Genomic DNA, 13,404 nt, shown 5'->3' with positions numbered 1-13,404 from the left:
TTTTAGTATATCATAACATAACCAATAATTAGGCATTAAAATAATTATTTGTCAGAATATGGAAAAATTACATTAGAAATAATATTCTCATCTAATATAAATTTAGAACCATATTCTTTTAAATTATCAATCGTAATATTATTAATCAAATTTACTTCATCAAATAAATTCACAAAATTATTATCACTATCGCCTAAATTATTGGCCGTTGCTTCAATAGAATTCATAATCAAAATATGTTGACCAATTTCTTCACGTTTTATTAGTTCTAATTCGTCAATATAGTTATCTAAGTTACTAATTGCATTTATTAAAATCTTTTTGATATTCATTATAAAATCATTTGGATATTCAGTATCTCCAGCAATAATAGCAAAATTAAAATTTTTATTACAATCAAAGTCAAAGCCAAACGAGTCATCAATAATACCATTATTATATAAATAAGCGTAATTATCAGAATCTTCAGAAAACAATATTTCTAAAAGTAATGAAATTGATAACTCATACTTAATATCTTTCCCCAATTCTGAATCACCTTTAATACCAACAGCAACTTTAGTACCAAAGACATCCATTTTTCTTTGATTAAAATAATTAATTCTTTTAGATAAAGGTTGAATTCTTTTAATTTTTTGTGCAGGTAAAAAATTATGTTTTTTCTGATTTTCCATAACTATTTTCAACACTTTTTCAGGATTAACATTACCAACAATATTTAACTGCATATTAGACGGTTGATAAAAAGTCTTATGAGCAGTATATAAATCATCAGAGGTAATTTTTTTGATAGATTTTACAGTCCCAGCAATGTCAACATTCAAATGGCTATCAGGATACATATTTTGAATTGTATTGAAATATAACGACGCATTGGGATCATTATTATACATTTTTATTTCTTGAGCAATAATACCTTTTTCTTTATCAACTTTTTTATCATTAAAATAAGGCTCTTGAACAAAATCAAGCAATGTATTCAAATTTTCCTTAATGTAATTGGTACAAGAAAACAAATAGCTAGTACGATTAAAACTAGTGAAAGCATTAGAGCTAGCACCATATTTAGAAAAAATATCCATCGCATCATAGCCATCTTTATCAAACATTTTATGTTCTAAAAAATGGGCAATTCCAGCTGGCATCTCTTTCTTTTCATCATCATAACTAATAAAAGTATTATCAATTGAACCATATTTTACAGTTAAAGAAGCATAAGTTTTTTGAAAACCTTTTTTAGGTTCAATAACGACTGTAAGGCCATTTTTTAATTGTTCTTTATAAACATTTTCATTATATTGAGGATATTTAAATTCTATCATTTTTATTTATTATCTCCCTTCAATAAGAAAACAGTTTGTAAATCAACTTTTTGGGCAACCTTAGCAATTTCATCAATACTAACTGAATCAATATTTTCACACCACTGTTCAAAACTAAGTTTTCTATTTAACAATGAGTTAGCAAATTCTTGTTCTAAGCTTTGTCTAGGATTATCTAAAATAGCTTTTTTAGAACTGATCATTTCGGCTTTAACGCTTTTTAAAATGTCAACATTAATATTTTTATTTTGAATAGCCTTTAATTGTTCGTTAATTATGGATTGAACCTTTTTAGCATTACTAGCATCAATGCCAGAATTAATCATCATAACACCGTTTAAAGAGTTAAACATGCTGTTAGCGTAATATGCTAAGCTGTATTTTTCCCTAACATTTTTAAAAAGTTTAGATTGAGAACTACCACCAAATATAGCATTAAATAATAATGCAGCAAAAAAATCATCAGAATCATAGTAAACTGGAAAATTATATGCCATATTAAGATTACTTTGCGTAGCATTTGTATCTTCAGTAATACATTTCACTTCAGATTCAGCATGTTTATAATAATCTATTTTGTAAATCTTATCACGATTGGATATATTAATCTGATTAATGTAAGACATTAATGTTTCATCATCAAAATCACCTAATACTGAAATTCTAAGATTATCTTGTTTTATAACACTTTTATAATATTGATATTCATCGGAAGAGTTAATTTTATCGTATTGACTAACATCACCAAATAAAAACTTTCCTCGATTATCATTTTGATAATAATATTCTTTAAGTTTAACTGATGAATAATATTGTTTATCGTCAGTAATAGAAGAAATATATTTTTGCATATTTGATTTTTGCAAATTAAAAGTATCATTATCAAAAGCATTATTAGATACTAAAGGACGCATTAATATTGAATTCAAAAAATTAATTGCATCCCTTAGTAATAAGGCATGATTTCCAGGAATAAATTTAGGGTTAGGAATGCTCAAATTTATTCTAATAATTGATAGATTCCCATATCTTAATAGATTAGTACCAAAGCTAGCACCATACATTTTAGATAATTGACGAGCCAATTTAGTCTGCGTTGGATAATCTGCATTGTTAGTTTCAAAAAGCTCAGCTAACAATGCCCTTTTTGCAAAATCATTGATATTCAAGGGCTCGATTAAATCACAAGTAATTGTGATTGTTTTAAATTTATCTTCATGAATAGTATTTAAACTAAATCCATTTGAAATATATTTTTGCAATATTTAACCTTCCTTTTGTCGTGATTGTTGTTCTAATTTTAACAATGGTGATTTATATTTTTTGCCAAACCACTTACGACAAATTTTTTCCAATTCACCATTTTTTGCTAGTTCACTAAGACCCTTATTAATTTTATTTTTCATTGTTTTATCACCTTTACGTAATCCAACAGAAAATTCTTCATCTGGAAATTTTCCAGTAGATATTTTATACATTGAAGGATCATGTTGATGAGCAATGTAATAATTCGCATAATTACTGTCTATTAACAACCCATCAATTCTTCCATGGGTTAAATCTATAAAAGCATTAGTAAAGGAATTATATAAAATAGGATATTTATTTTTAATTTTATTTTTTAAAACCTTAGGGTTGTTATTTATATCGTTTAACCCTGAAGATCCACTTTGAGCACCTAATATTTTACCATGCATATCATTAAAATTATTGATATGTGAAGACTTTAAGGTAACTAATTCTTGTTCATTAGATAAATATGGCTTAGTAAATGCAACGTTTTTCTTTCTTTCTGGATTCTCAGAAAATCCATTCCAAATTAAATCAATAGTTCCATTGCGCAATTCAGTAACATTCATTGACCAATCAATTTGTTGAAAAATAGGCTTAATATCATATTTTTTAAACACCGCTTTAGCCAAGTCAACATCAAAGCCTGTAATTTGACCACTTTTGTTTTCATAACCCATTGGAACAAATGTCACATCAAGTCCAATTGTAACTTTCTTATCTTTCTTTATTTTAGACCAATTGTCTTGATTATTTGCCCTTTGAGTTAAAGACTGACATCCTGTTAGTGTCATAATACATAAAAAAGATAAAAAAAATATTAGAATGCTATAAACCTTTTTATTCATAAGTGCTTTCACCTCTTAAATTGGTTTTACTTCTTTTATTTTGTCAGAAATTTGATTAGCAAATTGAATATCATGAGTCACAACTAATTGAGTAATATTTTTCTTTTTCAAGCTTAAAATGATATTTCCAACTTCCTTGCTTAACTTAGGATCTAAGGCCGAAGTTGGTTCATCATAGCAAATAATTTTAGGATGCATTGCCAAAGTTCTAACAATTGCCACACGTTGCTTTTGACCGCCTGATAATTGATATGGATATAGTGTTTCTTTACCACCCAAATTTAATTGATCAATTAATTTATGAGCTTCACTTTCTGCAGCTTCTTTTGATTTTTTTAAAACCAATTGTGGAGCTAAAGTTATATTATCGATAACCGTTAAATTTGGAAATAGTCCATAATCTTGGAAAACAACCCCAATAAGTGCTTCAGAACTATCACTAGGATCGATTTTTTTATCATCAATATAAAAATCACCTGAGTCAAAAGGTTCTAAACCTGTAATGCATCTTAGTAATGTGGTTTTACCAGCTCCTGAAGGTCCAACTATTCCTAAGATTTCATTACTATTAACCGACAAATTCATATTTTTAATTATTTGTTTATTTTGAAAGCTTTTATTTAAATTCTCTATTTTAAACATTAAAATCGCCCCCTATTTCCAGTAATTAAAACGTTTTTCTAATTTTTTTAAAATTAAAGTTAACAATGCAGTTAAAATTAAGTAAAATACAGCTACTAAGATTAGCGGTAATAAGGTTACATCCCTTGCAGTAGCAATATTACCAGCTTGAAGTAGGTCACCAATTCCAATTACATAAACTAAAGAAGAATCTTTAACTAAGTTAATAACTTCATTTCCAATTGATGGTAAAACAATTTTAAAAACTTGTGGAATTATAATTTTACGTAATGTTTGCCAATTAGATAAGCGCAACATTTTTGCACTTTCAAATTGATTTTGAGGAATTGATTGAAAACCACCGCGAAATATTTCAGCAAAATATGCTGCATAATTTAATGAAAATGCAATTAATGCTGCTTCAAAACGTGGAAAAACAATTCCTATAATAGGTAGACCATAAAAAATAAAAATTAATTGTAATAATAATGGCGTTCCCCTCATTATCCATACATAAAATTCAAAAATAGCTTTTATAAAATGTTTTCCTGTTAAAGCTAAAGAGACTAAAATTCCAAGTGGAATGGAAATTAATAGAGTTAAGCCAAATATTTCTAATGTGGTTATTACTCCTGAGAACAACGACGGTAGTATTTCTAATATATAGTGCATTTTGATATCAACCTCCTTAAATAAAAAACGCCCTTTTAGTAAAAATCTACTAAAAGGACGTTAAAACGCGGTTCCACCTAATTTCCTACTTTACTCGCATAAAGTAGCTTATTGAGTATAAAACTCAAAAGATAACGGATTAAACCGGTATATTCTTAATAAACATTCAGAATAACAATTTACAGACGTGAAACGTTAATAATAACTGTCTAATTACACCGAAAAATAGACTCTCTATGAATTATCATTTAACGCGCTTCTGATCATAATTTTTAATTTATAAAAATAAGAATAACTTAATTTAATAATTAAATCAACTTTATTTATTTTTTATGACTGAACAAATGGGTAAGCTTATTCCAGAAGCCCTCTTTCTTAACCGAATTATTAATATTCATAAGAGGTACTGTCTCACCTTCTAGCCTTCTTGCAACATTGCGGTATCCTTGCGCTGTTGGATTATCTGGATCCATAACAATTGATTTACCAATATTAGAGGTACTGATAACTTTATCATCGTCCAAAATAACACCTAATAAATTAATCCCTAAATGAGTAGTAATTTCATCAATATCCATATAACTATCATCTTGCATCAAAGATGTTCTAATCCTATTTATAATTAAATTAGGTGATTCTTTTAGTGGATGTTGTTCTAATAATCCAATAACACGATCAGCATCTCTAACCGCAGATATTTCAGGAGTTGTTACAACAATTGCCCCATCAGCTCCAGAAACAGCATTAATAAATCCTTGTTCAATTCCTGCAGGACAATCAATAAATACATAATCAAAATCAGGCTTCAATTCATCAACAATGTCTTTAACTTGTTCTTGGTTAACAGCATTTTTATCAGTATTTTGTGCTGCAGGTAAAAGATATAGTAAATCATCAAACCTTTTATCTTTAACTAAAGCTTGAACTAATTTAGCTCTGCCATCAGCAACATCCACAATGTCATACATAACTCGATTATCTAAACCTAGAACAACATCTAAATTTCTTAAACCAATATCTAAGTCAATTAAACAAACTCTTTTCCCCATCATTGCTAAAGCAATTCCAATATTAGCACTAGAGGTAGTTTTACCAACTCCACCTTTTCCTGATGTAATTACAATGGCCTTTCCCATTAGATAATACCTCCAATCCGATTAAAAAATTTTGGATTAATTTCTTTTAATTCATTAATTTTACCATAACTTAATAAATGTAAATCATTAACATAAACAACAGTACTTTCTTTATTATTAATTGGATTATCTGAAACAATATCGTATTGTTCACCAACTCTAACCTGTTGAGCATTATGTAGATTGCCAATGATCAACTTATCTTCATTATCAGGGTAACCTGCTTGAACAATTCCTTTAATATTTCCCATATTATAAATGTTACCCGATGCGAATAGTTTACCACCCTCATGAACATTTCCAAAAAATAATACATCACCATCAATGTTTACTTCTTGTCCATTTCTGATTGTTTTACTCATTGGTTCAATATATTTTTGTTTAAACTTAGCTTCAGCATCTTCCTTAGTAAGAACATTAGACATAAAATGTCCAACTGATAAGCCATGATAACTATTTATATTCTCCATTATAGTGTTTTTTTGTTCTTGAGAAAATAAACGATTACCAATACGAATATTTAATTTAATATCTTCCGATTTTTTTAAATTGCTCTCACTCAACCTGTTTAACAAATTTTTTAAGTCTATATTAATTTGTTCCAAACTTGATGATTCATTCAAAATCACTTCATATCCTGATTGAGTACCTTTCAACACAGCTGATTGCATTAATCAATTGCTCCTCTTTCAATATTTTTAATCTAAACGTTCAAATAAGATCTGACATGGAATATATAAAATAACTAAAAATAAAATATTAATTATTAAAGTAGGTCCCAAAACATGAACTAAGAAAAAACTATCTGACATACTGGTTAAATTTTGTAACTTATTTACAAAAAATGATAATAAATATATTATTGATAAATCAATAATATAAATCAAAATTGAGCTAAAAATATCGACAGAAAGTAATTTATATAATTTTTTACCCATATATATTGCCAACGGAAAGATAAATAAGTATACCCCTATAATACCGGTATAATACATATCGAATATCAATCCAGATAGTGCGGCCCACCATTCAATTCTAATGTTAATTCTTTGTATAAAAAACATCGCAAAAAATAGCCATAAGAATGTTAATTGAGGAATAAAATAGTAATTGTTAAGTAATAAATGACTAAACACTAAAGAAATTGAACCATCTAAAAATAAAGCAATTAATATTCCAATCGGTAAAATATATTTTAAAGGAGAGTGACTTAGCATATTTGTATCCTCCTTTATTGTTTCTTAGCAGCTACAGTAACAACTTCTAAGTCATTCATGCTAGCTGGAGTTTTGATATAAATTTTAGATGAAGTGCCGTAATCATCAGTAGTACTTTTAGCTACAGTTCCTACATAAAGTCCTTTTGGTGTAATTCCACCAAGACCATTAGTCGACACTTTATCGCCCTTCTTAAGTTCAATTCCAGTATTTAAATGGCCCATAATTAGTTCTCCGGTATTTCTATCAAAGCCATTAATTAAACCATTAACAGTTTTACCATCTTTATTAGTAACTGCAACTGAAAATTTATTACTAGAATCTGAGTTATCTGAAATTAGCTCAACTTTACTATTAGTGGTATTAACTTCTGAAACTCTACCAATTAGTCCATTGCCACCTAAAACTGGCATATCTTTTTGCACACCAGCACTACTACCTTTATTGATAATAAATTGACTCTGCCAAGCAGATGGTGTCCTTGATAAAACAGTTGAAGTAATTGCTTGATAATCAGTTAAACTAGCATTCATTTTTAATTGTCTTTTTAATTGTGCATTTTCTTGTTGAATTGCTTGATCTTTAACTTTAGTTGAAACAACACTTGATACCTGAGATTTTAATTGCTGATTTTCTTTATAAGTATTAATTAAATTATTAACATTTTCTGATCCATGACGAACAACATTTACTGGATAAGAAACAACTGTACTTGTAATACCAACAATATCATTCCCAAATCGTTGAATAAATGGGGGCATTGAACGATTGTTTCTAGTACTAATGGATAGCGTCATAAAACCAAGACATAAAACAATACAGACAATTATAATTACCCATTTACGATTGGAGAAAAACTTATGCATCTTTAATTCCTCCGAACTTAATAAATAAGCGGGAAGATTTGAAATCTCCCCACTTAAATTAATTTATTTTCTCTTCATAACATCAATATTCTTTAATGATTCACCAGTTCCGATTGCAACACAATCAAGCGGGGTCTTAGCGATAGAAACGGGTACTTTAGTTGCTTCAGAAATAACTTGTGGTAAGTTTTTAAGTAAAGCTCCACCACCAGTTAAAACAATTCCATGATCAATAACATCGGCTGAAATTTCAGGTGATGTTTCTTCTAAGGTTTCTTTTACTGTACTAATGATTTCTTGAATTGGTTCTTCAATTGATTTAGCTACATCTTCAGCTGAAATTTCAATGCTCTTTGGTAGACCAGTTAATAGATAACGACCACGAATAGTAACATTTTCAATATCTTTAGCTGCTTCAAGAGATGCAGAACCAATATCCCATTTTAATTTTTCAGCAGTTCTTTCACCAATTAGTAAATTATAATGTTTACGAATATATGTAGCAATTGCATCGTTTAAACGATCTCCGGCTACTCTCAATGAACGACTGGAAACAATTCCACCCAGTGAAATTGTAGCAACATCAGTAGTTCCACCACCAATATCAACTACCATACTACCAGTAGGATCCATAATTGGTAATCCAGCTCCAATAGCAGCAGCAAATGGTTCTTCAATTACATAAGCATCTCTTGCTCCAGCTACTCTAGTAGCATCAATGACTGCACGTTTTTCAACAGCTGTAATTCCACTTGGTACGCAAACCATTACATATGGTTTACCAGAAGAATGACCAATAGTCTTATTAATATAATATTTCAACATAGTAACAGTAGTATCATAATCGGCAATTACACCATCTTTCATAGGACGAATTGCAGCAATACTAGATGGAGTACGTCCAATCATATCTCTAGCTTCTTGTCCTACCGCAACAATTTCTCCAGTTTTAGTATTTTTAGCAACAACTGAAGGTTCTCTTAACACAATTTGTTTACCATCAACATAAACAATTGTGTTTGCAGTTCCTAAATCAATTCCAATGTTTTTAGTTCCAAATCCAAACACAATTTTTCATCCCTTCATAATTCATTTGGTTGGCTTATTATCTTTTCACCTTATTATATCATAATTATCTCTTCTAAAATTATAATAACATACCCTAGTGTAAACGATTTTAACTTATTTATCATTAATGTTTTAAAAATTTAATAAAAAAGTTTTCTCACATCTGATATAAAATATAATGATCCTGTAATTAATAATAGATCATCATTAGACATTTCATTAACACTTTTCATTATCGCTATTTTCCATTTTGGCACAAACTTAACTGGATGTTTAGCATTTACAGCTTCTAAAATATGATTCAGTGCTGCAGATTTACGATTTTCAGGACCTGAAAATTCAGTTAATATTAAATGAACATTATTAATATTAGCAAGAGTATTAATCATTTTTAAATATTGTTTGTCTGACAGAATCGCAAGTACAATATAAATTTCATTATTTGAAAAATGATGTTTTAAAAGCTTTGATAATTCTAAAACAGCTGGTTCATTATGAGCACCATCTATTACTACTGTCGGCTTATCATTTAGTTTTTCAAATCTACCTGCCCAAAATGTATTGATTAGACCTTCTCTTATAATTTTATAGTTTATTGATTGGTAATTGTTTTTTTTATATCTAATATAGGTTTCAATAGCGCAAGCAGCATTATCAATTTGATATTGTCCCAGCATGTTAATAGATAAATTATCAATTGAAATTAAATTATTTGAAAATGAAAAATTTTCTTTCCAAGATTTTTCATTGCAATCTGAGATAAAATAATCTTGTTCTGGGACAAACAAGTTGCTCTTTTGTTCATAACAAACATTTTTAATTACTTCTAAAGCCTCACTAGGTAATTTACCAATAACACAATCTACATTGTTCTTAATAATTCCTGCTTTTTGATTAGCAATTTCACCTAAAGTATTACCCAATATTTTCATGTGATCATATCCAATTGTAGTAATTACAGATACCTTGGGTTTAAAAACATTAGTAGAATCTAGTAAGCCACCTAAACCTACCTCAACTAAAACAATATCAACCGGATGTTTGGCAAAATATAGAAACATCATTGCCGTTACAATTTCAAATTCAGTAGGTCCACCATGTTCAAGCTCTTCGTCCATACATTTTACAATTGGTTGAATTATAGACACTAAATCTACTATTTCTTTATCACTAATTGGCATACCGTTTACACTAATTCTTTCATTAAAGCGAATTAAAAATGGTGATGTGAATGAACCTACTTTTAAGCCTTCAGCTTGAAAAATATTACGCAAGAATGCCAATGTAGATCCTTTACCATTAGTCCCAGCAATATGAATCCCATTAATTTTATCTTGCGGATTATTTAATTTTTTAAGTAATAATTTTATAGTATTTAAATTTGGATGCTTTTTAAATTTTGTTCTACCATGAATAAAATTTAAAGCTTCTTCATAATTCATTTTTTATTTCTCCTAAAAAAGCCGAGCACAAGCTCGACTTTTTATTGTTAAACTATTTTTGATTTTTAATATCTTCTAGTCTCTGTTTAGCTGCTTCTAATTTAGATTCATTATCTGATTTCTTGTCTTTTTCAGCATCAACAACTTGTTTTGGTGCATTATCAACAAAACGTTTATTAGCAAGCTTTTTCTCTGCACGCTGAACTTCAAAAGTATAATTATCAATATCTTTTTGAATACGTTTAATTTCTTCATCTAAATCAACAAGTTCAGCTAAAGGAATACTAATTTCAGCATCAGTAATAATTCCAGTCATTGATAATTTAGGAGCATCAACATCAGAACCTATATTAAATTTCTTTGGATGACAGAAACGATCAATATAGTGTCTATTAGTGTTGAAGATATCTTTCAAATCATCATTATCAGTTTTAATTAGTAAATCAATAGATGATGACATTGGAGCATTAGCCTTAGCACGAATATTTCTTACTACTTTAATTAATTCAATTAATGCAGACATATTCTTTTCAGCTTGAGCATCATCAAATTCTTTATGTTCAACTGGATATGGAGCAACCACAATAGATTTACCTTCATGTGGCATAGTTAACCAAATTTTTTCAGTAACAAATGGCATCATTGGATGCATTAATTTTAGAATTTTGTCTAATACATAGGCTAAAATATTTCTTGTATTTTCTTTAGCTTTGGCATCATCACCATTAAGAGTTTCCTTACTCATCTCAATATACCAATCACAAAAGTCATTCCAAATAAAGTCATATAAAGCACGACCAGCTTCACCAAAATTATACTTTTCAAATAAGTCTGTAACTTGAGTTACCACATTATTTAAACGACTTAAAATCCAGCGATCAGCCAAATTCCATTCGTCTTTATTAGGTAAAACTGGTTTGTCCATATCACCTAAGTTCATAATTACATAACGACTGGCATTCCATATTTTGTTAATGAAGTTCCATGCTGATTCAATTTTTTCATAACTAAAACGAACATCTTGTCCAGCAGTATTACCAGTAGCTAAGAACCATCTAAGTGCATCAACACCATACTTATCAATAACTTCCATTGGATCAATTCCATTACCCAATGATTTACTCATTTTACGGCCTTGTGCATCACGCATTAAACCGTGAAGCAAAACATCCTTAAATGGACGTTCATTAGTAAATGTTAAACTTTGGAATATCATACGTGAAACCCAGAAGAAAATAATGTCATATCCAGTAACTAAAGTATTAGTAGGGAAATAACGTTTGAAATCTTCTGAATTTTCATTTGGCCAGCCCAAAGTTGAAAATGGCCATAATGCAGATGAGAACCATGTATCTAGAACATCAGGATCTTGTTCCCAATTTTCAGCATCTTTAGGTGCTTCCATCCCAACATACATTTCTCCACTTTGTTTATTATACCAAGCAGGAATCCTATGACCCCACCACAATTGACGTGAAATAACCCAGTCGTGGATGTTATCCATCCATTGAGTAAATGTATGTTCAAAACGTTTTGGAATGAAATTAACTTTATCATCAGTTGATTGGTTTTCAATAGCACGATCTGCCAATGGTTTCATCTTTACGAACCACTGAGTAGAAAGTCTTGATTCAACTTGTACCCCAGTTCTTTCCGAATGACCAACAGCATGAACAATAGGATCAATATTTATCATGTAGCCTTGATCTTCAAGATCCTTAACCATTGCTTTTCTAGCTTCAAAACGATCCATACCATTGTATTTACCGGCATTTTCATTCATCGTAGCGTCACCGTTCATAGTATTGATACGTTTTAAATCATGGCGATTACCCACCTTAAAGTCATTAGGGTCATGAGCAGGGGTAATCTTTACCATTCCAGTTCCAAATTCAGGATCTACATATTTATCAGCAATAATTGGAATTTCACGATTAACTAATGGAACCACAATTTTTTTACCAACCAATTCTTTGTATCTGTCATCATCAGGATGCACAGCTACAGCAACATCACCAAACATAGTTTCAGGACGAGTGGTAGCAATTTCAATATAATCTTTACTATCGAAAGTAACACCATCAGCAAATGGGTATTTAACATGATAAAATGCACCCTTATCATCTTTATGAACAACTTCAATATCTGATAGGGCTGTTTGTGCTTGTGGATCCCAGTTAATGATATATTGACCACGATAAATTAGGCCTTTGTTATATAAATCTACGAAAACTTTTTTTACAGCATCGGATAATCCGTCATCTAAAGTAAAACGTTCTCTACTATAATCTAAAGAAAGACCCATTTTTGCCCATTGCTTTTTAATGGTAGCAGCATATTCATCTTTCCATTCCCAAACTTTATCAACAAATTTTTCACGACCTAGATCATATCTAGTAATTCCTTGTTCTCTTAATTTAGCTTCAACTTTAGCTTGAGTAGCAATTCCTGCATGATCCATTCCTGGTACCCAAACCGTGTCATAACCTAACATTCTTTTTTGTCTAATCAGCATATCTTGCAAAGTTGTATCCCAGGCATGACCTAAATGCAACTTACCAGTAACATTTGGTGGTGGCAAAACAATTGAATATGGCTTTGCCTTTTTATTACCACTTGGTTTAAAAACGTCTTCATCTAACCAAGTTTTATAACGATTTTTTTCAACAGCATTATGATCATACTTTGTTGACATATCTGTTTCTTTAGACATAATTCCCCTCCAAATTATAAAAAAAGAGCACTCATCCCATAGGACGAAGTGCTCGTGGTACCACCTAATTTAGAATATTAAAGTAATAATATTCTCTCTTAAATCCATTTAACGATGGTCCCGTTCATATCTATTTTAAGTTCAATATGAAAGCTCCCAAGTTACTTTCAATTTAAAACAAAGGAAAATTTTTCATCAAATAATTTTCT

General features: G+C 29.6%; 12 protein-coding genes and 1 other annotated feature (1 of these 13 only partly in view). All 12 genes read right to left on the bottom strand.

The window, feature by feature from the left end:
• Positions 1 to 44 precede the first annotated feature (44 nt).
• Positions 45 to 1,322 (bottom strand): EF-P 5-aminopentanol modification-associated protein YfmH, encoded by a 1,278-nt coding sequence (gene yfmH, locus C7N44_RS06870; RefSeq protein WP_105957173.1) that lies wholly within the window; start codon positions 1,320 to 1,322, stop codon positions 45 to 47.
• 2 nt (positions 1,323 to 1,324) lie between these two features.
• A complete protein-coding gene (gene yfmF, locus C7N44_RS06865; protein ID WP_105957172.1) occupies positions 1,325 to 2,584 on the bottom strand; it encodes an EF-P 5-aminopentanol modification-associated protein YfmF in 1,260 nt (419 codons plus the stop codon).
• 3 nt (positions 2,585 to 2,587) lie between these two features.
• A complete protein-coding gene (locus C7N44_RS06860) occupies positions 2,588 to 3,460 on the bottom strand; it encodes an amino acid ABC transporter substrate-binding protein (protein ID WP_105957171.1) in 873 nt (290 codons plus the stop codon).
• 15 nt (positions 3,461 to 3,475) lie between these two features.
• On the bottom strand, positions 3,476 to 4,102 hold the full coding sequence (locus tag C7N44_RS06855; protein ID WP_105957170.1) for an amino acid ABC transporter ATP-binding protein: 627 nt from the start codon (positions 4,100 to 4,102) through the stop codon (positions 3,476 to 3,478).
• A gap of 12 nt (positions 4,103 to 4,114) precedes the next feature.
• Positions 4,115 to 4,753: an amino acid ABC transporter permease gene (locus C7N44_RS06850; protein ID WP_105957169.1), complete on the bottom strand. Its 639-nt coding sequence runs from the start codon at positions 4,751 to 4,753 to the stop codon at positions 4,115 to 4,117.
• Between the two features lie 323 nt (positions 4,754 to 5,076).
• Entirely contained in the window at positions 5,077 to 5,889 is an 813-nt protein-coding gene (minD, locus tag C7N44_RS06845; protein WP_105957168.1) for a septum site-determining protein MinD, read from the bottom strand.
• On the bottom strand, positions 5,889 to 6,560 hold the full coding sequence (locus C7N44_RS06840) for a septum site-determining protein MinC (protein WP_105957167.1): 672 nt from the start codon (positions 6,558 to 6,560) through the stop codon (positions 5,889 to 5,891). Before C7N44_RS06840 ends, minD begins: the two co-directional genes overlap by 1 nt.
• 27 nt (positions 6,561 to 6,587) lie before the next feature.
• Positions 6,588 to 7,106 carry a rod shape-determining protein MreD gene (gene mreD, locus C7N44_RS06835; RefSeq protein ID WP_105957166.1) on the bottom strand — a complete coding sequence of 173 codons (519 nt, stop codon included), beginning with the start codon at positions 7,104 to 7,106 and terminating at the stop codon, positions 6,588 to 6,590.
• 14 nt (positions 7,107 to 7,120) lie between these two features.
• Positions 7,121 to 7,972 (bottom strand): rod shape-determining protein MreC, encoded by an 852-nt coding sequence (gene mreC / locus C7N44_RS06830; protein WP_105957165.1) that lies wholly within the window; start codon positions 7,970 to 7,972, stop codon positions 7,121 to 7,123.
• Between the two features lie 63 nt (positions 7,973 to 8,035).
• A complete protein-coding gene (locus C7N44_RS06825; RefSeq protein WP_105957164.1) occupies positions 8,036 to 9,040 on the bottom strand; it encodes a rod shape-determining protein in 1,005 nt (334 codons plus the stop codon).
• A 140-nt stretch (positions 9,041 to 9,180) separates the two neighbouring features.
• Positions 9,181 to 10,482: a bifunctional folylpolyglutamate synthase/dihydrofolate synthase gene (locus tag C7N44_RS06820; RefSeq protein WP_105957163.1), complete on the bottom strand. Its 1,302-nt coding sequence runs from the start codon at positions 10,480 to 10,482 to the stop codon at positions 9,181 to 9,183.
• 52 nt (positions 10,483 to 10,534) lie between these two features.
• Positions 10,535 to 13,195, bottom strand: a complete 2,661-nt coding sequence (locus C7N44_RS06815) for a valine--tRNA ligase (protein ID WP_105957162.1) — start codon at positions 13,193 to 13,195, stop codon at positions 10,535 to 10,537.
• A gap of 36 nt (positions 13,196 to 13,231) precedes the next feature.
• Positions 13,232 to 13,404 (bottom strand) — a binding site (T-box leader); it runs 47 nt beyond the window's last position.

Source organism: Apilactobacillus quenuiae (assembly GCF_002994005.1).
GTDB lineage: Bacteria > Bacillota > Bacilli > Lactobacillales > Lactobacillaceae > Apilactobacillus > Apilactobacillus quenuiae.
This window is presented reverse-complemented; position numbering and strand designations above follow the sequence as displayed.

Excerpts from the sequence above, each read along its gene's own strand:
- C7N44_RS06850 (WP_105957169.1), bottom strand. The coding sequence starts at position 4,753 with ATGCACTATATATTAGAAATACTACCGTCGTTGTTCTCAGGAGTAATA.
- C7N44_RS06840 (WP_105957167.1), bottom strand. The coding sequence starts at position 6,560 with ATGCAATCAGCTGTGTTGAAAGGTACTCAATCAGGATATGAAGTGATT.
- C7N44_RS06860 (WP_105957171.1), bottom strand. The coding sequence starts at position 3,460 with ATGAATAAAAAGGTTTATAGCATTCTAATATTTTTTTTATCTTTTTTA.
- C7N44_RS06855 (WP_105957170.1), bottom strand. The coding sequence starts at position 4,102 with ATGTTTAAAATAGAGAATTTAAATAAAAGCTTTCAAAATAAACAAATA.
- C7N44_RS06815 (WP_105957162.1), bottom strand. The coding sequence starts at position 13,195 with ATGTCTAAAGAAACAGATATGTCAACAAAGTATGATCATAATGCTGTT.
- mreD (WP_105957166.1), bottom strand. The coding sequence starts at position 7,106 with ATGCTAAGTCACTCTCCTTTAAAATATATTTTACCGATTGGAATATTA.
- mreC (WP_105957165.1), bottom strand. The coding sequence starts at position 7,972 with ATGCATAAGTTTTTCTCCAATCGTAAATGGGTAATTATAATTGTCTGT.
- C7N44_RS06820 (WP_105957163.1), bottom strand. The coding sequence starts at position 10,482 with ATGAATTATGAAGAAGCTTTAAATTTTATTCATGGTAGAACAAAATTT.
- yfmH (WP_105957173.1), bottom strand. The coding sequence starts at position 1,322 with ATGATAGAATTTAAATATCCTCAATATAATGAAAATGTTTATAAAGAA.
- minD (WP_105957168.1), bottom strand. The coding sequence starts at position 5,889 with ATGGGAAAGGCCATTGTAATTACATCAGGAAAAGGTGGAGTTGGTAAA.